Raw genomic sequence first — 20693 nt, forward strand, 5'->3', positions numbered from 1 at the left:
CCATCCGTGCTCAGCGCTTGTGCGTGAACCTCACGCTGCAGCCCGAACCGTGTCCCCGGAGAGCCGGTTAACGGATAGTGGGTTGTTGGACCAGATCTGCCGCCAAATTTGTTTGGGGAAGGCGGTGAAGGCGAGCAGGTCGGCGCGGGCGTCTTCGAGGTGGTCGGCGACCTTGGGGAGCTTGTCGGCCAGTGCGTCGATGATGCGGTCATATTGGGCTGCAACGGAACCGGCGTCAGGTTGATCGAAGACCGAATGCAGTAGTGTGCGTACCCACGGCCACGATGATTTCGGAGTGATGGCCATCAGGTTGGTGGCGTAGTGGGTGCGACACCGTTGCCACGATGCCCCAGGCAGGGTGGCGCCGATCGCGGCCACCAGACCGGCGTGGGCGTCGGAAGTGACCAGACGGACCCCTGATAGGCCGCGGGCGGTCAGCGACCGCAGGAAGGTCAGCCAGCCGGCCCCGTCCTCGGCGGTGGTGACGTCGATGCCCAGGATTTCGCGGTAGCCCTCGGCGTTGACCCCGGTGGCGATCAGCGCGTGCACGTTGACCACCCGGCCTGCTTCGCGAACCTTGAGCACCAGGGCGTCAGCAGCCATGAACGTGTACGGGCCTGCATCCAGTGGCCGGGTCCGGAACGCCTCGACCGCGGCGTCGAGCTCTTTGGCCATCACGCTGACCTGGGACTTCGACAAGCTGGTGATGCCCAGAGTCTCGACGAGTTTGTCCATCCGCCGCGTCGAAACGCCCAGCAGGTAGCAGGTAGCCACCACCGTGGTCAGGGCCCGCTCGGCGCGTTTGCGCCGTTCCAGCAGCCAGTCCGGGAAGTACGAACCTTGCCTTAGCTTGGGAATCGCCAGATCCAATGTGCCTGCGCGGGTGTCAAACTCGCGGTGCCGATACCCGTTGCGGGAATTGGTGCGCTCGCTGCTGCGCTGGCCGTAGCCGGCACCGCACACCGCGTCGGCTTCGGCGCCCATCAGGGCGTGAATGAAGGCGGCCAACAACTCGCGCAGCACATCAGGGTGCGTGGTGGTGAGTCGTTCGGCCAGCACGGCAGACAGGTCGATATCGTGGGCAATGGTCATCGCGTTGATTCCTTTGCTCGAGTGACTTTGGTCGGTCCCTCGAAGAATCACGCGATGACCTTCATTCATCCGGCTACGACACGCCGGTCATCACCGGCTCGTACACCACTCTGCTGGACGCAACTGGGGAGAACTGGCACCGTGACGAATTGACCACCAAGATAGAGTTCAACCTACGCCCATCCGCTTACGATCAGAGATCTTCAGGGTCACCAATGTCCGATAAGGCACCGCGGCACAAGCCTGCAGAACGGATGACAGCGGAACAGCTCCGCCGAGCAGCCGACGCTTGCCGAGACCTCGACGATCCGACGTTGATGGCGAAGGCTTGGGACGAGCCACCGCCGCCCGATATGCAAGCTTCAACAAACACACCGCGTCAATTCGGCCAGCTACAGAATCTCTCAGTTTCCGACACCTTCGATAATCCGCTGCCTGACGTGGAAGTCGCTGCGTGGGAAGCCGATTGTCCCCTTAGGTCCCAGACTCCAACGCGGGCGTCCGCCTTACGAAATGCAACGTCGCAATTGTTACTCAATGGCCGGCGCGCCCTTGAACACCCCGGACTTGTCGTTGGACAGGTGCATTGTGAACGTACCGCGCAGCCAGGGCGTGTTTGGTGTTGTAATAGGAGACTCGTTATGCAGCCGGATCAGCAGATGATAGAAGCACTGGTCAATTTGGCGACGAACGGCGTGCTGGACCGCATCGGCAACCGTGCCAAGCGTGCGCGGAATTGCGGCAGTGGGGACTGCACCCGCACCATCCTGAGCCGGGGAGCCCGTTTGTCGGCGACGACGCCGCTTTTAAGGAGGCGTATCCCTTAGTGCCGGCGGGGGATGCGGCGGTTGTCCGTTATCACTGGATCTGGGGCATTCTCAATGAATCTGGGGCACGACGTCAGTCCCAGGGGTTGACCAGGTCGACGCCCGTTCCGTCGAAGTGGCGAGTATTGCGGGTAGCCACAGTTGCGTGCCGGGACGCGGCGATGCCGGCGATCTGCACATCACGAATTTCCACCGCACGCCCACCTCGTTGTTGGGTGGCGGCGATGGTCCCAGCGGCAAACGCAGCCGTCAGGTCGAAGGATTGCACACGACCATCAAGGTCTTCGTCGAGGAGTTGAGAAAAGATCTCGTCGAGCCGCTTGCGTCGGCGGCTTGGCGTCAAAAGTTCAATACCAGTGCGTATCTCGAATACTGTTACCGATGTCGTCCAGATTGATTCGGTGGGCTGATTATCGAGCCATTCCACGACGGCCGGATCGGGTGTGTCCCGCATCAACGCGGAGAGCACATTGGTGTCCAGCACGATCATGATTCGTTGAACTGTGCCGGCTGGACGGGCTGTCCCCGCAGTTCGGGTATGTCCTCGGTCAGGCCCACGCCTTTGAAGCGTGACGCGATACGAGACCCGAGCCGCCCAGGCGGATTATCGACGTGCCGGACTGCGTTCCGTAAGATCTCGCGCACCTCCTCCTCGGTGCTGCGACCGTGTTGACGGGCTAGTCGCTGCAATTTGGCCTTGGTGTCGTCCTCAAGTTGACGGATGAGAATCTGCGCCACAGAGCGATGCTATCACGATATCGTTCAGATAGTGCGTTGACCTCGCCTTCATTGAGAATGCCCCAGATCCGGTTATAACGGACAGCGGTCACCGAGGAGTGTTTGATTCCGATGATGAGCGCCACGGAGAACCTGTACGCGGCCGCGTTGCTCGTAGATCAACGGACGACGACGAGGAACCTCTACGCGTCGTCCATAATGCAACTATGCCGTTCGGCGATGGAGACATCGGCGCGAACCATCTGGTTGCTCAGCGACCCCGACAGGAACGTACGGCGGGATCAACGGGACGCGGATTCGCTCGTGCCCGAGCGCATGGAGCCGACCATCGCACGGTGGATGAGTCTCTACGCCTAGGTGGCTCGGACGCGCTCGCCGATCTTCTCGTGGTGACGTTCGCGGCTTATCTGTAATCGTGTCACCCGCGACGGCTCGCGCCGCGGGTTGCGCATGGGCCCACTTATGGCTGTTGGAATGGCCACGGATTTGGCCACAGAACACGGTGGAACCGATGCGAACAAGAGGGACGGAGCGTCACAGCGGGAACGGCTGAACCTCGCTGACGTGCAGCTATGAGACCGTGCGCACTGGAGGAGACGGTGACCGGTTAGCTCATACCTTAGAGGTCGAATCGTGGCCAGTGAGCGGCGTCGTTGGCGGCATTTTTGCGCGAACATGCTGATTCAACGGCTCCAACCGCGAACCGTAGGCCAGGCCTGGTGGCTATCAGGTGTAGCTTCAGGGTGTGTTCTCAGGTGTTTATGTGGTAGCGTCTCAGGTAGATCAACGTGGAGGTGCGATATGCCAGTCTTGACCGTCTCTGCGGCGCAGCGGCTTGATGATGAGGCAGCGACGCTTTCGATCCGCGAGATCGCCGCGTATCTGCAAGAGGCCGTCGGCCAGCGCGTCGCGGCGGCGATGGCGGGCTTGGCTGACGCCAAGCAAATCGGCCGCTACGCGCGCAAGGGCGGCCCGGAACCTCACGGCGCGACCGAGCGCCGGTTACGTGAGGGCTACAAGGTCGTCAGGATGCTCGTCGATGCTTACGACGACAAGACGGCGCGGGCGTGGCTGTTTGGCACCAACACGCGCTTGGACGATCGCGCGCCGATCGAGGTGCTCGGTGCGGCGGTCGACACCGCGGAGTTCGCGATGGTTGTCCGGGCTGCACGGCAGGTCGCCAGCTTCCAGTCGTGATCGCGGCGCCCGAGCAGGGGCGAACCCTGTGGCGGGTCGGCTATTACGCTGACCCGCTCGGCTTCACTCCGCTGGAGCTGTACCAGTTCAGTCACCGTTTCGACGACGTCTACCGCCGGTTCCGCACGCTCTATTGTGCTGACTTGGCGGAAACGTGTCTTCGCGAGGTGCTAGCCGACTTCCGGCCGAACCTCGGCGCGCTGCGCCGCCATGTTGAGCGCTACGGACCTGAGGCTGCCCAAGACTTCACTGAGAAGCCGGTCACTGCGCAGTGGCGCATACAGCACGCCCTCGTTCCCACAGTCCTGAAGCTCGATGGCCCCTTGATCGATCTCACCGACGTGCCCACACGCCAGGAGATCGAGGATCGCCACGTCGAACTGCTGCTCGAGCACGACCTGCAGCACCTCGATCTGCGCGAGATCACCACCAGTCGCCGCGCCATCACGCAGACGATCGCCGCGGACCTTTTTGACCGAGGCGCCGGCGCCGTCCGGTTCCCGTCCCGCCTGGACGGCAACGCTTGCGTCGCACTCTTCGAGGGGCGCGGCACCGCGAGCTTGGCCGGAGACCCCATCGCGCTCACCGACCCGCCGCCCGAACCGCTCCTCAACGTCACCACGCCGTGGGGCCTAGTGCTTGAGCCAGCGCCGGTGAAACTGCTCTAGATTGGGATGCGCGCGGTGGTGCCCATCGGACCACACGCAAGCAAATTGGACTGCATCCAGCCTTTCAGTTGCGGTCGATAGTTCAGTTGGCGTCTCTATGAGATCCGCCGGGACCGCCGCGCTCTGTTCGGTAAGCGAAAACCATCGCACTAAGACTTCGCCCAAGTCCGCTTCTACCGACCAAGTAACCCGATCGGCTTGCCACGCAGATTGGGTTATCTCATGGGGCCAACATGGGGCCAACGAGCCAGACCGACTGATCCAACACGTCCGAATGCCGGTTGCGCTTCTGGTCTGACCGGCTGAAACACATTGGTGTAGGCCAGAACTCCGCCTGAAAAGCGGAAGGTCGGCGGTTCGATCCCGCCCCTGGCCACCAGTCTTGAGCTGCACGGCACTATTTCGGCCGCAACAAGCGGGTAGCCGAGCCCCAATCCTGCGTCACACGAAGTCGCCTTCACCGCGGGTGACACGCGCTCACGGGTGTCGCTAGTTGGGCGTCGCGATCACGACTTCGGTGACGAGGCCGAAGCGGTGCACACGCGAGTGCTGGTGGACCTGCCAGTCGTCGCCCAGCAGCGCGGTCAGGCTGACGGGGCGACACCCGCCGACGAGTTGCGGTGCAACGCGCCAGAGGCTGGTCCAGACTTGTGACACGGCGCGTTCGAGCGGCCGATCGCCGTGGGCGAGGCTGGCAAGGCACAGCCGGCCGTCGGGGGCGAGGATGCGTCGCAGATCATCGAGCACTTCGCGGGCGTAGTCGACGTCGAGGAGGTCGAATACGAACGTGGAGATCACCCGGTCGGCGGACCCGTCATCAGCCGGCAACGGCAATGTGCCCTCGACCAGCACCACCTTGGCCCGCTCAGCCCAGGCCGCGAGTCGACGGATGGCCAGGTTGATCATCACCGGGCTGATGTCCACGCCGAGGTAATTGACGCTGTCAGGCAGCGAGTTCAGTAAGCGCGCAGCGAACCGGCCAGTGCCGCAACCGAACTCGAAAATTGTCTGGCCCCCGGCGAGTGCCGCCCCGGCCACCAGGCGTTCGGTGGTCGCGTCCTCATAGAATCCTTGCCAATCTTGCATCCGGCCGATCCGGTCGTAGACCGAGCGGGCTTGGCTCAAGGTAAGCGCCACGGGTTGTCCTCTCACCTGAAATGCGGAAGGTCGACGGTTGGGTCCCGCCGGCCTGGCCGCCGTGCACTGTCAACCGATCCATAGTTTCCCCCGGCTTGCCGCGCACCAGAAGTGATGCAACGGATGACGTTTGATACCCGCTCGCGCTATTGGTGACGGCAGGCGCCCTCGTGCGCCTTGGTCAGCCAGTACACGGCCCGCTCGATCGTCGGCACGATGTCGGTGATCTCGATGGACGCGGTCGCGAACTGGCTCAAAGCTCCGTAGACGACGCCCGACAGGATCCGGCCCAGGTCGTCGGCGAAACGTTCGTCGCATTCGCGCATGACCGATCTGGCCGCGGGCACGACCACGTCGAAACCGTGCTGGGTGAGTTCGTCGCCGCCGGGTCCCGCTTGCGCGCGCACGTAGGCCTGCAGCACGCGCGGGTGTTTCTCCCAGGGCTGGAAGATGGTCCGGAAGATCCACATCAGCCCGTCGTAGAGCGACTCGTCGTCGGCAGAGTGCGCGGCGACCGCGGCGTAACGGTGGGTGTCCATCCACCACCGCAGGGCCGCGACGATCAGGTCGTCCCGGGTGGGGTAGCGCTTGTAGATCGTGGTGAGCGACATGCGAGCCCGGCGCGCCACCTCCCGCAGCTGCACGGCGTCGTAGCCCTGCGTGTCGATCAGGTCGACGACGATGTCGATCAGGGGATCGGGGGCGGCTTCCCGGGCCGCCGACGAGGTGTTGCCGCGTTGACCTTTACCGACCACGGTAACGATGTTACTGTGCGTCTCTAAGTAACGCGGTTACTTGGCACAAGGCGATGCGCCGGCGGGCGCGGCGAGCGAGGGCTTGGTGGGTGGTCTAGAGGGCAAGGTGGCTTTCATCACCGGGGTCGCGCGTGGGCAGGGCCGCAGCCATGCGGTCCGGTTGGCCCGTGAGGGCGCCGTCATCATCGGCATCGATATCTGTGCCGATATCCCGGCGAACGGTTACGCGATGGCCGCTCGCGAGGAGCTTGACGAGACGATCGGCTTGGTGGAGGCCGAGGGCGGCAAGATGCTCGGGACGGTGGCCGACGTGCGCGACTTCGGTCAGGTGAAGGCGGCGCTGGACGCCGGGGTGGAGCATTTCGGTCGGCTCGACATCGTGTGCGCCAACGCGGGGATCGCGCCGGTGGCCTTCCGTGAGCTGAGCATCGAGGAGGAGCTGGCGCAGTGGCGGGCCGCGCTCGGGGTCAACCTGGACGGCGCCTATCACACGGCGTGGGCGGCCGTCCCGCATCTGCTCGCCGGGCAGCGCGGCGGGGCGATCGTGTTCACCAGTTCGACGGCCGGGCTGCGTGGTTTCGGTGGCCTGCAGGGAGGCGGGCTGGGGTATGCCGCCTCCAAACACGGCGTGGTGGGGCTGATGCGCGTGCTGGCGAATTCGTTGGCGCCGTTCAACATTCGAGTGAACACCGTCCACCCGACGGCGGTGCGCACGATGATGGCCGTCAATCCGGCGATGACGGAGTTTTTGGAAAGCTTCCCGGAAGGCGGGGCGCACCTGCAGAATCCGATGCCGGTGGAGATGCTGGAGCCCGAAGACATCAGCGCCGCGATCGCCTACCTCGTCTCGGATGAGGCCAAGTACGTCACCGGGGTGACGTTCCCCGTGGACGCCGGCTTCTGCAACAAACTGTGACCGCCATGACGCACCCTTCGACGACGGGCCGGGTGGCCGGCAAGCGGGTTTTGATCACCGGCGCGGCCCGCGGGATGGGGCGCAGCCACGCGGTGCGGTTGGCCGAAGAAGGAGCGGACTGCCTGCTGGTCGACATCTGCGACACCCCCGAAGGCTTGGAGTATGCGCTGGCGACCGAGGACGATCTGCGCCAGACGGCCCAACTCGTCGGTGAGCTGGGCCGGTCGGCCGTCTGCAAGGTCGTGGACGTGCGGGATGTGCAAGCGCTCAAGGCCGCGGTCGACGAGGGCGCGGCCGAACTCGGCGGTTTGGACGCCGCGGTGGCCAACGCCGGCGTGTTGACGGTGGGCACCTGGGACACCACCACGCCCGAGCAGTGGCGGCTGGTGGTGGACGTCAACCTGATCGGCGCCTGGAACACGTGTGCGGCGGCGCTGCCGCACGTGCTCGCCGCCGGCGGCGGCAGTCTGGTCAACATCAGCTCGTCGGCGGGCATCAAGGGCACCCCGCTGCACACGCCCTACACGGCGGCCAAGCACGGAATCGTGGGAATGAGTCTGGCGCTCGCCAACGAGCTTGCCGCACAAAATGTCCGGGTCAACACCGTGCACCCCACGGGAGTGCCCACCGGCATGGCACCGCCGTCGATGCACCAGCTGATCGCCGAGAAGCGACCCGACCTGGGTCCCATCTTCATGAACGCGCTGCCCGTTCTGATGACGGAGGCGGTCGACGTGAGCAACGCGGTGCTGTTCCTGGTGTCCGACGAGGCCCGGCACGTGACGGGTCTGCAGTTCACCGTCGACGCGGGGGTGACCATCAGATGATGAGTAGCCAGAATCAGCGGCGCGAGCGCGGGATGCGCGCGTTCGCCGAGGTGATGACCGTCGATGCGCCGGCGGATAGCAGCCCGGCAATCGCCGACGGGCTCATCGATTTTGTGTTCGCCGAGGTATGGACCCGTCCGGGCCTGAGCCGCCGCGACCGGCGGTTCGTCACGCTGGCGTGTGTCGCCGGCGCCGATGCCACGCCCGCGCTCGAGCAGCACGTCTACGCCGCCCTCAACAGCGGCGATCTGACCATCACCGAAATGCGGGAAGCGGTACTGCATTTCGCGGTGTATGCCGGATGGCCGAAAGCCTCGCAGTTCAACATGGTGGTCGACGCGCAGTGGGAACGGATCGCGCGCGAACGCGGCGACAGCGTGCCGCCGCCGGCGCCGTTGCTGCCACTGGCCACCCCGAGCGACCCGGACGCACGCCTGCGCGGGGGGGAGGCCGCGTTCCGGGAGATCAACTGCCTGCCATTCGCGCCGGCGCGGGACAACCCGTACTCGGGCGCGGGCATTCTCAACTTCGTCTTCGGCGAGATGTGGCTGCGGCCCGGGCTGGGAATGAAGGAACGGCGCCTGATCACGTTGGCGTGCGTGGGGTTCCAGGACACCCAATATCCGATCATGTCGCACGTCTATGCCGCATTGAAGAGCGGTGACGTCTCGTTCGAGGAAATGGACGAGCTGGCGCTGCATTTCGCCGCGTACTACGGGTGGCCCAAAGGCTCGTATCTCAACCAGGTCATCGCCGAGCAGAAGCAACGCGTCCTCGACGAAGCCGGCTCCGCGGTCACTTGAGCATGCTCCCCGCGTCGACGGTGACGGGAAGGCCGGTGATGTAACGGGATTCGTCCGACGCCAGGAACAGCACCGCGTTGCTGATGTCCACGGGTTCGACCCACCCGACCGGCAGCACGTGCATGAACTGCGCCGCGACCTTGAGGTCCTCGGGCCCGGGGTTCTTCAGGTCGGGGCGAAACAGCTTCATCGTTCCCTCGTTCATGAACATCGGCGTGTTCACGTTGGTGGGGTGGACGGAGTTGACCCGGATGAAGTGCTGGCCCAGCTCGACGGCGAACGTGCGCATCAGGCCGACGACGCCGTGCTTGGCGGCGATGTAGTGGCCGGTGTGCGGGTAGGCCTTGAGCCCACCAACCGAGCTGGTGAGGATGACCGACCCGCCGTCGCCCTGCGAAATAAGATGTGGCACGCCGGCTTTGACGGTCTTCCAGACGCCGGAGAGGTTCACGTCGATCATGTCGCGCCAATCCTCTTCGCTGGTCTTGTCGAGCGTCTGGCCGCCGTTGCCGATGCCCGCGTTCGCGCAGATGATGTCCAGCCGGCCCAGCTGCTCGACGCCGCCGTCCACCGCCGCCTTGAGAGCGTCGTAGTCGCGCACGTCGACCTCGGCCGTCACGACGCGGCGGTCGAGGCCCTTGATCAGGTCGGCGGTCTCGGCGAGGTCGTCGGGCGTCGACGGCGGAATCTCGCTGCTGCTGCTGATCGGTTGGCAGATGTCGACGGCGATGATGTCCGCGCCTTCCTGCGCCAGGCGGACGGCGTGACTGCGGCCCTGCCCGCGCGCCGCACCGGTGATGAACGCGACCTTGCCCTCGACCCGTCCGCCCACGATTGCACCTCACTGTTCCGAGGCGCCGGGTAGTGGCACTGCCCGGCGCGCCTGCACCGCCAAGTTGGTCGATCGATCAGGAAGCTTGGCATCGATCCGCGCGAGTGTCAATACGCGTCCGGCCGACGCGTCCGGTGGATCGGTGCCCGCGCCGGCGTCAGCGCGGCGGGGGCACCGCGCGTACTAGTCGCGTGGCGCCGGCGTCGCCGGAGGCGCTTTCATCAGGTTCAGCCGGCGTTGGACGAACGCCCGCAATTTCTCGTGTCCCTGGGTGACACCGACGGCACTTTCGTTGCAGAGGCTGCGCGCCGTCTGCGCGATGAGCATGGAGATCGCCACCGGGGGATACGCCTCCAGATCGACGCCGTTCGCGCGGAGCACCATCGTCACGGCCGCCGTCTCGATGTCGCGGACGCGTTCGGCGTACGCCTTGAGTTCGGCGCCGATTGCCTTGCGGTGATTGGCCAGAGCCATGAACTCGGCGTTGAGGACGGTCAGCGCGGGATCGCTGTTCAGCTGCCAGAGCGCCGCCAAGGGATCGTCGTCGCCCAGCAGGGCACGCATCCGGGTCAGGGCTGCCTCCGCACCGGCGCGCAGGACCTCCACGAACAGGTCGTCCATTGTCGGGAAGTAGTAATAGACCAGGGCCTGCCTGACGCCCGCCTCGGCGGCGACGCGCCGTGACGTGGCCGCCGCATAACCTTCCTCGCGCATGATGCGGGCGGTCGCCTCGATCAGCTTGCCGCGCGCCCCGGCATCGTCGTTGCTCCGGTTGCGCCGATTCGCCGGCGGCTTCGGCGCGCCCGGGGTGCTTGACCGGTCTGCGCGGCGCGTGGTAGGCATTGCTGCATCCTAGCAATTTGGTCGATCGATCAGTTTGCAACGGGGCGCATACGCCCGAGCGGGTGGGAGAGGATTCGAGCCATGACGGAGCTGGCCGACGTCGACTACTTCACCGATGCCGACATCGTGCAGGATCCCTATTCGTATTGGGATTACTTGCGCGAGCGGGGGCCGGTATTCCGCGAGCCGCACTATGGGGTGGTGGCGGTCACCGGCTATCAGGAAGTCCTGGCCGCTTTCAAAGATGCCGATTCGTTCTCCGCGGTCAACGCCATCGGGGGCCCTTTCCCGCCGCTACCGTTTGTTCCCGAGGGCGACGACATCAGCGAGCAGATCGAAGTGCATCGCCACGAGTTCCCGATTTTCGAGCACATGGTCGTGATGGACCCGCCCGAACACGACAAGGCGCGTTCCCTGTTGGGCAGGCTGCTGACGCCGCGCCGGCTGCAGGAAAACAGGGACTACATCTGGCAATTGGCGGACCGGCAGTTCGACGAGTTCATCGTCAACGGTCGCTGCGAGTTCCTTGGCGACTACGGCAAGCCGTTCGCGACGCTGGCGATTGCCGACCTGCTCGGCGTTCCGGACGAGGATCGGCCCGAGATCCGCCGCAATCTCGGGGCCGGCAACGCGCCGGGCGCCAGGGTGGGCGCGCTCGATCACGAGCCGGTGGGCAGCAACCCCTTGCAGTACCTCGATGACCTCTTCAGCGGCTACATCGCCGAGCGGCGACAGCGCCCTCGCGAGGACGTGCTCACCGGCCTGGCCACCGCCACCTACCCCGATGGTTCGACCCCGCCCCTGTTGGAGGTGGTCCGCCCGGCGACGTTCTTGTTCGCCGCCGGGCAGGAGACCGTGACCAAGCTGCTCAGCTCGGCGGTCCAGGTCCTCGGTGACCACCCCGAACTACAGGAGCGCCTGCGCGCCAACCGCGATCTCATCGGCCCGTTCATCGAAGAGGCGCTGCGCATGCAAAGCCCGACCAAGGTGGACTTTCGGCTGGCGCGCAAGACCGCCACGTTGGGCGGTGTGCGCATCCAGGCCGGCACGGTGATCATGCTGTGCCTGGGGGCGGCCAACCGTGATCCGCGAAAGTTCGATAGTCCGAACGAGTTCCGGGTCGACCGCAAGAACGTGCGCGAGCACATCGCCTTCGGACGCGGTATCCACACCTGCGCGGGCGCCCCCCTCGCGCGCGTGGAGGGACAGGTCACCGTCAACCGCCTCCTCGACCGGACACGCGACCTGGTGATCAGCGAGGCCAAGCACGGGGCGCCCGCCCGTCGCCAGTATCACTACGAGCCCACCTTCCTGCTGCGCGGGCTCACGGAGCTGCACATCGAGTTCACCCCGGCGGACTGACGAGCGTTGCTCGCGGCGGGAGCTATTCGAGGACCGGAAGCAGTAACCGCGACGACGAGCGCACCGTGTTCAGGCTCGAGGTGCCGACGCTGGCATGCCGGAAGTTCATGATCGCCGGCGTCGACGCGTCCTGGTCGTCGCTGGTGAGCGTCAGCCTAATGCGGTGGCCGGCTTTGAACCGGCGGGCGTTGGGCACCAACGGGATTCGATACTCGACGTCTTCGCCCAGCGGCACGGCTTGCGGGGTCCGGCAGGGCAGCACCGGCGCGCCGGGCCGACTGGCCGCTTCGTCGACCTCGCGCAAGCTGGCGCGCAACCAGCCCGCGGTCACGGCGGTCTCCTCCCCGTCGGGCGCCACGTCGTGCAGCGAAGCCATCCATGCGGTGTCGATCGCCGTCGCCGAGGCAACTAGCCGCAGCTCGATGTCGCCGACCACATCGACGTCCTGGCTCAGCGGCGCGCTGGTCCAGGCCAGCATCGACGGCGGGTCGATCGAGCTGGCCTTGACCCGGCCCAGGCCGGCTCCCAACACCATGAATTCGCGCCCGCCCGGCTGCCCTTCCTCGGCGTCCAAGACACCGTCGGCGCGCAGCGCCAGCTCGCGGTGTCGGGCTTGCGCCGGTGGCCAGGAGTCGGCGGTTCGCCACTCGTCGGTGCCGGGCAGGAAGTAGCGGATCGGTGGCCCGTCGGTGATGCCCGTGTCGCGGCCCTTGAGCCAATGGTCGTACCAGGCCAGCGCCTCGGTGTGCATGCTTTCCCACGGCCACGTCAGCCCGTACTCGCCAAGCATCCCCATCCGTACACAGGCGTTGTGGGACAGCCCCTTCCAGGTGGCGAACGTCGACGGCAGGTGTAACGGCACGTTCTGCCAGTCGCACCCGAGGTAGACCGGGATGTCGATCTCCTTGAGCAGCGGCACCAGGTTTCGCTCGTCCCACCAGGCGTCACGCGTCGGGTGGTTGACCGCCGCCTCCTGCCACAATTCGTCCCACGGGTGGGGGTTGTGCGGCAGCTTGAGCAGTTGGCGCAGCATGGTGACCGCCGCCTCGCCGTTCATGGTCTCGAATTTCTTGTGCACGCCGGGGCTGTGCAGCACGCGCCGCGCCAGCCCCACCGGCTTGCTGCGCCATAGCTTGTCGCTGCGGTCGGAGGTCAGGCCCATCATCGCGAGAAATGGTGTGATGAAAGACGAACTCAACAGCCCGTGGTGGTTGGCGCCCTCGTACAGGTCGCTGGTCACGGCCAGGGGAAAGATCGCTTTGAGGTGCGGCGGCCGCTCGACGGCCGCCTCGAGCTGGGTCATCGCGAAGTAGCTGATGCCGATCATGCCGACGTTTCCGTCGCACCACGGCTGCGCCGCGGTCCACTCGACCAGGTCGTGCACATCCCGGCGTTCCTGCGCGTTGAAGAAGTTGAAGCGGCCCTCGGAGCCGCAGGTGCCGCGGAGGTTGGCGATGACGTGCACGTACCCGCGCGGCACCCAGAAGTCCGTGCGGCCGGCCTCGATGAATCCCGCGGGGGCGCCGAGGTCTTGCATCTGCCGCGGGTAGGGCGAGGCGGCCAGCAGCGCCGGGAAGCGCCCGTCGGCGTCCGGCCGGTGAACATCGGCCAAAAGCGTTGTGCCGTCGCGCATCGTGACCGTGGTGTTGATGTCGGTGCGCGAGGCATACTGCGGCTCACTGAGGTTCCGGTATGGCCGGCCGGTGGTCTGTGGGCCGTTGAGCGTCGTCATAGTTTCACGCTATGTTGAAACTAGTCTCAACGCAAGATGAAACTTCCGGTATGGTGAGCTCGTGCCGAAGCGACCGATCGCCCCCGGACCGCGCGACGAACGCGGCGTCCTGGCGGCGCGCATTCTGGCCGCCGCCCGCGACCAATTCGCCGAACATGGCTGGGCCGGCACGGCGATTCGCGCGGTCGCCCGGACCGCGGGCGTCGACCCGGCCCTCATCTATCACTACTTCGGCTCCAAGGAGGGGTTGCTCGACGCCGCCACGACTCCGCCGCAGAAGTGGCTGGACGCGGTGGCCGAGACGTGGGCGACGCCCACGGCCGACCTGGGCCGGCAGTTGATCCGCACCGTGCTGGACACCTGGACGGACGAGGAGGTCGGTCCGATCCTGCGCGCGGTGGTGCTGACGGCCGCTCACGAGGACAAGACCCGAGAGAAACTGCGGCTGATCGTGGAGCGCGGGCTGATCGGCGGTTCCACCTTGGGGGAAGACGAGGGCGAGCGACTGCGGCGCAGCGGGCTGATCGCCACCCAGCTGATCGGCTTCGCCTTGTTGCGCTACGTCTGGAAGATCGAGCCGATCGCCTCGATGCCGGAGGACGAGCTGGTATCGGCGATCGGGCCGAACCTGCAGCGGTACGCCGAGGGCGACATCTCCTAGGAGCTAACGCAAGCCGGGGGGAGCAGCGGCGACAATGGCCGGATGCGTGTTTTGTGCCCCGTCCTCGCGGCCGCGGTCGCCGTGGGTCTCGTCGCGGTGGCCGGCGCCGCGACCGCGCAGGCCGGACCCGACGTCCCGCCCGTGAGCGACGCGGCGCGCGCGGCCGGATTCGTCGACGTCCGCAGTGTGGTCTCCGACGCCATCATCGACCTGCGCTACGCGACGACCAATAACTTCACCCACCGGCAGCTCTATCCCTCCGACGCCCGTTGCCTGGTTCATCAATCGATGGCCTCGGGGCTGGCGGCGGCCGCGACGGCGCTGCGGCCGCAGGGTCACCTCCTGGTGTTCTGGGACTGCTACCGGCCCCACGACGTCCAGGTCAAGATGTTCGAACTCGTCCCCAACCCGGCCTGGGTCGCGCGGCCCGGCCCGTATGCGCGCAGCCACGAGTCGGGGCGATCGGTCGACGTGACGTTCACGACGATGCAGCAGCCTTGCGCGTCCGGGCTGCATGCCGACGGGCTTTGCCTGGCCGACATGGGCACCGACTTCGATGACTTCTCCCCGCGCGCACACGCTTTCGCCACCCAGCGCGTGAGCGTGGACGCTCAGGCGAACCGGGCGTCGCTGCGGAATGCCATGAAGTACGGCGGGCTGTCGCCGTACTCGGGGGAGTGGTGGCACTTCGACGGACCCGGCGCCGGGGTGGACCGACCGATCCTCGACGTCCCGCTGGATTGATCCCATATAATGAGACGGGCGTTTCGATATATGAGTTGGCCGGTAGGCTGCTGTCATGAACGACGAACGCGGGGCCACCTACACCCATGGGCATCACGAGTCGGTGCTCCGAAGCCACCAGCGACGCAGCGCCGAGGACTCCGCGGCTTACCTGCTCCCCCGGCTGAAGCCCGGTTTGTCGGTTCTGGACGTCGGGTGCGGACCCGGGACGATCACCGCCGACCTCGCCGCGCGCGTCGCTCCCGGGCCGGTGACGGGCGTCGATCAGTCGCCTGACGTCCTCGGCGCGGCCCGTGCCGAGGTCGAGCACCGGGGCCTGTCGAACGTGACGTTCGCGACCGCCGACGTGCACCGGCTCGACTTCGCGGACGGCGCATTCGACGTCGTGCACGCCCACCAGGTGTTGCAACACGTCGGCGACCCGGTGGCGGCCCTGCGCGAGATGAGACGGGTGTGCGCGCCCGGCGGGGTCGTGGCGGCCCGGGACGCCGACTACGCGGGATTCATCTGGTTTCCGCAGTTGCCGGCGCTGGACCTGTGGCGCGAGCTTTACCAGCGGGCCGCCCGCGCCAACCGCGGCGAACCCGATGCGGGACGACGGCTGCTGTCCTGGGCTCAGCAGGCGGGTTTCAGCGACGTGACGCCGACGGGCAGCGTGTGGTGCTACGCGACTCCCGCCACGCGGGAATGGTGGGGTGGCATGTGGGCCGAGCGGATCGTGGGCTCGCGGATCGCCGAGGACCTGCTGCGGCTGGGTTGGGCCAGCACCGCGCAGCTCGAGGAGATCTCCGCGGCGTGGCGCGCGTGGGCCGCGGCGCCGGATGGCTGGCTGTCGATCCCGCACGGCGAGATCCTCTGCCGCGCTTAGGTTCAGCGAGCCTCAGCTGGCTGCCGTTGCGCGAGGCGCCACCGGGAAGCCCCCACGGAGCGACTCGAAGGAGTGGGCGACCCGCAGAACCGTCGCGTCATCGAATCGCTTGCCCACGAACATGATTCCTGCCGGCAAGCCGTCCACCACGCCCGCGGGTACCGAGATCGCGGGATGGCCCGTGATGTCGAATGGTCCGGTATTGACCAGGGTGCCGAGGGCGCGCTGTATCAGCTCGACATTGTCGCGGCCGCCGTCCGGCAGCTTTTCGGCCGTGCGGGGCACGGTGGGCAGCGCCAGCACGTCGTATCGGCCGAGGGCCGCGTCGTAGGCGGCTCGCACCTCCGGCAGCAATTCTCGCGCTTTGGCGTAGGACGCTCCGCCGCGGGTTTTCAGGTCGTAATGGCCGCACAGCGCCATCGCCTTGACGGTGCTGGCGAGCTGGTCGGCCGTGCGGGCGCGCTGTTTGGCGAAGTGCGCCATGAGTTCGGGGTCGTAGAAACCCTCGACGCCGACGCCGTAGCCGTTGCCGTCCAGCATCTGATGGGTGGGTCCGTCGGTGAAGATGACGGTGAAGACGTGCCACGCGTCGCGATGCCACGGCACACTGATTTCTTCGACCGCGCAACCCAATTCGGTGAACCGGTGCACCGCGGAACGGACCAGCTCGTCGACTTCCGGCATCGAACCCGGCTGGGCGAAGCCTTCGCTCAGAATGCCCACCCGCAGGCCCGACACGTCGGCGGTCAGCGCCGTGCGGTAATCACCACCGATGCTCTCCGAGGACTGGCGCGGATCCCGCCCGTCTGATCCGGCGAGAATCGTGAGCAGCAGCGCGGCGTCGGCGACGGTGCGGGTCATGGGTCCCAGGTGATCGATCGTTCGGTCGATCGGGAATGCGCCGGTGTAGGGAACCAGGCCGTGAGTGGGCTTGTGGCCGACGATGCCGCACAGCGACGCCGGGACCCGGATCGATCCGCCCTGGTCGCCGCCCAGGGCCAGCTCGACTTCACCGGCGGCAACGAGCGCGCCGCTACCGCTGGAGGACCCGCCTGTTTCGCGGGTGATGTCCCATGGGTTGCGCACCGGGCCGGACGCCGAGGTGAAGCTCGAGCCCGAGCAGCACAGATCCTCGCAGACGCTCTTGCCCGCGATGGTGGCTCCCGCCGCCATCAGGCGCTCGACGACGGTGGCGTCGCGGTCGGGGACGAAACCTTCTACCGAGCGGGATCCGTTCATCATGGGAATCCCGGCGACCGCGATGTTGTCCTTGATCACCACCCTTCTTCCCGACAGCGGCCCTTCGGCGCCGGAGGAGATGTCGGCATGGAGATACCAAGCGCCGAGTGGGTTCGTGCCCGGCTCCGGGAACCGGTATCGCCGTTCCGGGGGCGCAGTGCGCACGTTCTTGTCGTAGAGCTCGTCGACCACGTCGTAGGACTTCAGTGTGTGGCCGACGGCGGCCAGGTACTGCCGTTGGGCGTCGGCGTCGAGGTGGAACCCGAAGTGCTCGGCGGCGTTCGCAAGATCTTCCGCCGATGGCCGGACAATTGTCATGGTGATCCCGTCGATGGTGTTGATCGGAGCCCCAGAGGCATACCCACGCATCGGCAGTTGTCCCATCCGGCGGACCGACGCACTATTTCCCCAGTTCAGACGCGTGGTATTGGCATTCTCTTTTTTTGCAAGTACGTTATTCACCGATGGATAACGCTGCTCAGACACCGTCCGGCATCCCGCTCTCCCCGGCCTACGGCCCCGGGGATGTCGCGGCGACACCGCCGCCGCCGGGGGAGTTTCCCTTCACCCGCGGCAACTTCGCGTCGGGGTACCGGGGCAAGCTGTGGACGTTTCGCCAGTACTCGGGATTCGGCACCGCCGAGGAGTCCAACCGCCGCTACCGCTACCTGCTCGACCAGGGCGGGACCGGCCTGTCGGTGGCGCTGGATCTACCGACCCAGTGCGGATACGACTCCGACGACCCGGAGTTCGGCGAGGAGGTGGGCCGCGTCGGCGTCGCGGTCGACACACTGGCCGATTTCGAGATCCTGTTCGACGGCATTCCCTTGGACAAACTCAGCACGAGCATGACGATCAACGGGACGGCGGCGATCCTGCTGGCGTTCTACGTCGCCGCCGCCGAAAAGAAGGGGATACCGCGGGCGAAGCTGACCGGCACCATCCAGAACGACATCCTCAAGGAGTACGCCTCCCGAGGCACGTGGATCTGGCCCCCCGGGCCGTCGCTGCGGCTGATCGCCGACACCATCGAGTTCTGCGCGGCCGAGGTGCCGCGGTTCAACGCGATCTCGGTGGCGGGCGCGCACTTTCGCGACGCGGGCGCCAACGCGGTGCAAGAGATGGCGTTCACCCTGGCCGACGGGGTGACCTACTGCGACACCGTGGTGGAACGCGGCCGGATGACCATCGACCAGTTCGCGCCGCAGATCTCGTTCTTCTTCTACACCCATGGTGACTTCTTCGAGGAGATCGCCAAATACCGTGCGGGACGGCGCCGGTGGGCGACCATCGTGCGGGAGCGCTACGGGGCCCCGGATAAGCCAGTGACGGCCAAGGCGGCGATGTTCCGCTTCGGCTGCGTCTGTGGTGGCGCGTCGCTGTACGCGCCGCAAGCCCACAACAACATCGTCCGGGTGGCCTATGAGGCGATGGCCGCGGTGCTGGGCGGCGTCCAGTCGATGTTCACGGCGGCCTGGGACGAGCCGTTCGCCCTGCCGACCGAGGAAACCACGACACTGGCGCTGCGCACCCAGCAGATCCTGGCCCACGAGACCGGCGTCGCCAGCGTCGCGGACCCGCTCGGCGGCTCCTACTTCGTGGAGGCACTGACCGACGCCACCGAGGCCCGGATCGTCGAGATCATGGACGACCTCGAGCGGCACGGCGGCATGGTCCATGCCATCGAAGACGGCTACCTGCAGGGCCTGATCGCCGATGAGGCGTACAAGGTCCACCAGGACATCGAGTCCGGCGCCCGGCCCGTCGTCGGGGTCAACCGGTTCGTGACCGAGGAGCCGGAACACGATGTCGTCACCTACGAACTCGACGCCGAGGGGCGCGATCTCCAGCTCAAACGCCTCTCCAAGGTCAAGGCCGAAAGGGATTCGGAAGCCGTGAAATTCAGTCTCGCATCACTATCCCGCGCCGCCGAGGGGGACGAGAATTTGATGCACAAGCTGATCGACTGCGCCAACGCGTACTGCACGGTCGGCGAAATGGTCTCCGCGCTCAAGGCGGTGTGGGGCGAGTTCCGGCAGCCGGTGGTGTTCTAGTGGCCGCCCGGATTCTGGTAGCCAAACCCGGCCTGGACGGACACGACCGCGGCGCCAAAATCGTCGCCCGCACGCTGCGCGACGCGGGTTTCGAGGTGATCTACACCGGCATCCGGCAGCGCATCGAGGACATCGCCTCGATTGCCGTGCAGGAAGACGTCGCGGTCGTGGGCCTGAGCATCCTGTCCGGTGCTCACCTGGCGCTGACCGCGCGCACCATCGAGGCACTGCGGGCCGCCGACGCCGCGGACATCGCCGTGGTGGTCGGGGGAACGATCCCGCACGCCGACGTCCCCAAGCTGTTGTCCGCGGGCGCCGCCGCGGTGTTTCCCACCGGGACATCGCTGGACGTGCTCGTGCGCGAAATCCGCGCGCTGACCGGCACCCCCGAACCCATGGAGGACCAATGCGCGTCGGAGTGATGATCGGCGCCGAGCGCGGCGACATGGCGCGCAAGGTGGACAGGCTGGCCTCGGATATCGAGTGGGCCGAATCCGCGGGCCTGGACACGGCGTGGATGCCGCAAGTGCCCGACGATTTCGACTGCCTCACGATGGTGTCGCTGATGGCCGCGCACAGCTCGCGCATCGAGTTGGGCACCGCGGTGGTGCCGCTGCAGGCCCAGCACCCGATCGCCCTTGCCCGCCAGGCACTCTCGACGCACGCGGTTGCCGGTGGGCGGTTGGCGCTGGGCGTCGGGCCGTCGCACCACTGGATCATCCGGGACATGCTCGGCCTGCCGTACGAGAAGCCGGCCGCCTACACCCGCGACTACCTGCAGGTGCTGGGTGCCGCCATCTCCGGTCCGGGACCGGTCGACGTCGAGAACGATTCGTTCACGGTGCACAATCCGCTGGCGATCGGGGCCGACACCCCGATGCCGGTTTTGGTCGCCGCACTGGGGCCGGTGATGCTGCAGATCGCCGGCGAACTCGCCGACGGCACCGTGTTGTGGATGGCCGACGAGCGCGCGATCGGCGACCACATCGCGCCCAAGATCACCAAGGCCGCCGCCGACGCCGGACGGCCCGCACCGCGAATCGTCGCGGGCATCCCGGTATGCCTTTGTGCGCCCGCACAAATCGACGAGGCCAAGGAGCGCGCCAACCGCATCCTGGGCGAGGCCGAGGTGTCGCCGAACTATCAACGCCTCCTGGAACGCGGCGATGCCCGCGACGTCGGGGATCTGTGCGCGGCCGGTGACTCGGAACAGATCCTGGCACGGATGCGGCGCTTCGCCGACGCGGGCGTCACGGACCTGTCCGTGCGGCTGCTGCCGATCGGTGAGAACCGGGACGAGCTGATCGCCTCCAAACGCCGCACACGCGAGATGATCGCCTCGCTGGCAACGGAATTACGGTGACGCCTACCGCGCCGCTCGCGGGCATCCGCATCCTC

At 66.6% G+C, this 20693-nt stretch carries 21 protein-coding genes and 1 pseudogene; 13 read left to right on the forward strand and 9 right to left on the reverse strand.

Features of this window, described 5'->3' with window-relative positions:
• Window positions 1-78: 78 nt before the first annotated feature.
• Window positions 79-1092: pseudogene (locus BST44_RS04225) on the reverse strand (IS256 family transposase); the annotation flags it as partial.
• Between the two features lie 641 nt (window positions 1093-1733).
• Here BST44_RS04225 and BST44_RS29405 point away from each other — a divergent pair.
• Window positions 1734-1919 carry a hypothetical protein gene (locus tag BST44_RS29405; protein WP_132160383.1) on the forward strand — a complete coding sequence of 62 codons (186 nt, stop codon included), beginning with the start codon at window positions 1734-1736 and terminating at the stop codon, window positions 1917-1919.
• 73 nt (window positions 1920-1992) lie between these two features.
• On the opposite strand, the gene BST44_RS04230 is transcribed toward BST44_RS29405, so the two are convergent.
• Complete coding sequence (locus BST44_RS04230; protein WP_007168492.1) at window positions 1993-2409, reverse strand: type II toxin-antitoxin system VapC family toxin; 417 nt, start codon at window positions 2407-2409, stop codon at window positions 1993-1995.
• Window positions 2406-2657 (reverse strand): FitA-like ribbon-helix-helix domain-containing protein, encoded by a 252-nt coding sequence (locus BST44_RS04235; RefSeq protein ID WP_007168493.1) that lies wholly within the window; start codon window positions 2655-2657, stop codon window positions 2406-2408. Before BST44_RS04235 ends, BST44_RS04230 begins: the two co-directional genes overlap by 4 nt.
• 801 nt (window positions 2658-3458) lie before the next feature.
• Here BST44_RS04235 and BST44_RS04245 point away from each other — a divergent pair.
• Together BST44_RS04245 and BST44_RS04250 are read left to right on the forward strand one after the other, a co-directional pair.
• Window positions 3459-3854, forward strand: coding sequence for a hypothetical protein (locus BST44_RS04245; RefSeq protein ID WP_007168495.1), 396 nt, complete (start codon window positions 3459-3461; stop codon window positions 3852-3854).
• Complete coding sequence (locus BST44_RS04250; protein WP_007168496.1) at window positions 3851-4522, forward strand: RES family NAD+ phosphorylase; 672 nt, start codon at window positions 3851-3853, stop codon at window positions 4520-4522. Before BST44_RS04245 ends, BST44_RS04250 begins: the two co-directional genes overlap by 4 nt.
• A gap of 489 nt (window positions 4523-5011) precedes the next feature.
• Here BST44_RS04250 and BST44_RS04260 read toward each other — a convergent pair whose 3' ends face one another.
• Together BST44_RS04260 and BST44_RS04265 are read right to left on the reverse strand one after the other, a co-directional pair.
• Window positions 5012-5659: a class I SAM-dependent methyltransferase gene (locus tag BST44_RS04260; protein WP_083175187.1), complete on the reverse strand. Its 648-nt coding sequence runs from the start codon at window positions 5657-5659 to the stop codon at window positions 5012-5014.
• Between the two features lie 146 nt (window positions 5660-5805).
• The gene (locus BST44_RS04265) at window positions 5806-6414 is read right to left on the reverse strand and encodes a TetR/AcrR family transcriptional regulator (protein ID WP_083175188.1); all 609 of its coding nucleotides are present in this window, start codon (window positions 6412-6414) and stop codon (window positions 5806-5808) included.
• An 85-nt stretch (window positions 6415-6499) separates the two neighbouring features.
• Here BST44_RS04265 and BST44_RS04270 point away from each other — a divergent pair, with 85 nt between their 5' ends.
• The 3 genes from BST44_RS04270 to BST44_RS04280 are packed head-to-tail and all read left to right on the forward strand — an operon-like array spanning window position 6500 to window position 8960.
• The gene (locus BST44_RS04270; RefSeq protein WP_083175393.1) at window positions 6500-7330 is read left to right on the forward strand and encodes a mycofactocin-coupled SDR family oxidoreductase; all 831 of its coding nucleotides are present in this window, start codon (window positions 6500-6502) and stop codon (window positions 7328-7330) included.
• A gap of 5 nt (window positions 7331-7335) precedes the next feature.
• Entirely contained in the window at window positions 7336-8157 is an 822-nt protein-coding gene (locus BST44_RS04275; RefSeq protein ID WP_083175395.1) for a mycofactocin-coupled SDR family oxidoreductase, read from the forward strand.
• Between the two features lie 32 nt (window positions 8158-8189).
• On the forward strand, window positions 8190-8960 hold the full coding sequence (locus BST44_RS04280) for a carboxymuconolactone decarboxylase family protein (protein WP_083175396.1): 771 nt from the start codon (window positions 8190-8192) through the stop codon (window positions 8958-8960).
• Here BST44_RS04280 and BST44_RS04285 read toward each other — a convergent pair.
• Together BST44_RS04285 and BST44_RS04290 are read right to left on the reverse strand one after the other, a co-directional pair.
• Complete coding sequence (locus tag BST44_RS04285) at window positions 8953-9792, reverse strand: mycofactocin-coupled SDR family oxidoreductase (protein WP_083175190.1); 840 nt, start codon at window positions 9790-9792, stop codon at window positions 8953-8955. The two genes, BST44_RS04280 and BST44_RS04285, sit on opposite strands and share 8 nt — an antisense overlap.
• Window positions 9793-9975: 183 nt before the next feature.
• On the reverse strand, window positions 9976-10530 hold the full coding sequence (locus tag BST44_RS04290; protein ID WP_083175398.1) for a TetR/AcrR family transcriptional regulator: 555 nt from the start codon (window positions 10528-10530) through the stop codon (window positions 9976-9978).
• A 186-nt stretch (window positions 10531-10716) separates the two neighbouring features.
• On the opposite strand from BST44_RS04290, the gene BST44_RS04295 reads away from it, so the two are divergent.
• Window positions 10717-11997: a cytochrome P450 gene (locus tag BST44_RS04295; protein ID WP_083175191.1), complete on the forward strand. Its 1281-nt coding sequence runs from the start codon at window positions 10717-10719 to the stop codon at window positions 11995-11997.
• 22 nt (window positions 11998-12019) lie between these two features.
• On the opposite strand, the gene BST44_RS04300 is transcribed toward BST44_RS04295, so the two are convergent.
• Window positions 12020-13729: a CocE/NonD family hydrolase gene (locus BST44_RS04300; RefSeq protein ID WP_083175192.1), complete on the reverse strand. Its 1710-nt coding sequence runs from the start codon at window positions 13727-13729 to the stop codon at window positions 12020-12022.
• A gap of 61 nt (window positions 13730-13790) precedes the next feature.
• Between BST44_RS04300 and BST44_RS04305 the strand changes: the two genes are divergently transcribed.
• From BST44_RS04305 to BST44_RS04315, 3 genes are read left to right on the forward strand one after another with little or no spacing between them, the layout of a single operon-like run.
• Entirely contained in the window at window positions 13791-14390 is a 600-nt protein-coding gene (locus BST44_RS04305; RefSeq protein ID WP_142274349.1) for a TetR/AcrR family transcriptional regulator, read from the forward strand.
• 42 nt (window positions 14391-14432) lie between these two features.
• Window positions 14433-15134, forward strand: coding sequence for a M15 family metallopeptidase (locus BST44_RS04310; protein ID WP_083175193.1), 702 nt, complete (start codon window positions 14433-14435; stop codon window positions 15132-15134).
• Window positions 15135-15189: 55 nt separating this feature from the next.
• Complete coding sequence (locus BST44_RS04315; protein ID WP_083175195.1) at window positions 15190-16002, forward strand: class I SAM-dependent methyltransferase; 813 nt, start codon at window positions 15190-15192, stop codon at window positions 16000-16002.
• 12 nt (window positions 16003-16014) lie between these two features.
• Here the strand turns inward: BST44_RS04315 and BST44_RS04320 are convergent, their stop codons facing one another.
• A complete protein-coding gene (locus BST44_RS04320; protein WP_083175401.1) occupies window positions 16015-17559 on the reverse strand; it encodes an amidase in 1545 nt (514 codons plus the stop codon).
• 146 nt (window positions 17560-17705) lie between these two features.
• Between BST44_RS04320 and BST44_RS04325 the strand changes: the two genes are divergently transcribed.
• The 3 genes from BST44_RS04325 to BST44_RS04335 are packed head-to-tail and all read left to right on the forward strand — an operon-like array spanning window position 17706 to window position 20658.
• Window positions 17706-19295 carry a methylmalonyl-CoA mutase family protein gene (locus BST44_RS04325; protein ID WP_083175196.1) on the forward strand — a complete coding sequence of 530 codons (1590 nt, stop codon included), beginning with the start codon at window positions 17706-17708 and terminating at the stop codon, window positions 19293-19295.
• The gene (locus BST44_RS04330; RefSeq protein WP_007168511.1) at window positions 19295-19717 is read left to right on the forward strand and encodes a cobalamin-dependent protein; all 423 of its coding nucleotides are present in this window, start codon (window positions 19295-19297) and stop codon (window positions 19715-19717) included. The genes BST44_RS04325 and BST44_RS04330 overlap by 1 nt, the downstream gene beginning before the upstream one ends.
• Window positions 19702-20658 carry an LLM class F420-dependent oxidoreductase gene (locus tag BST44_RS04335; protein ID WP_083175197.1) on the forward strand — a complete coding sequence of 319 codons (957 nt, stop codon included), beginning with the start codon at window positions 19702-19704 and terminating at the stop codon, window positions 20656-20658. Before BST44_RS04330 ends, BST44_RS04335 begins: the two co-directional genes overlap by 16 nt.
• Window positions 20659-20693: the final 35 nt, after the last annotated feature.

Source organism: Mycobacterium scrofulaceum, assembly GCF_002086735.1.
Classification (GTDB): domain Bacteria; phylum Actinomycetota; class Actinomycetes; order Mycobacteriales; family Mycobacteriaceae; genus Mycobacterium; species Mycobacterium scrofulaceum.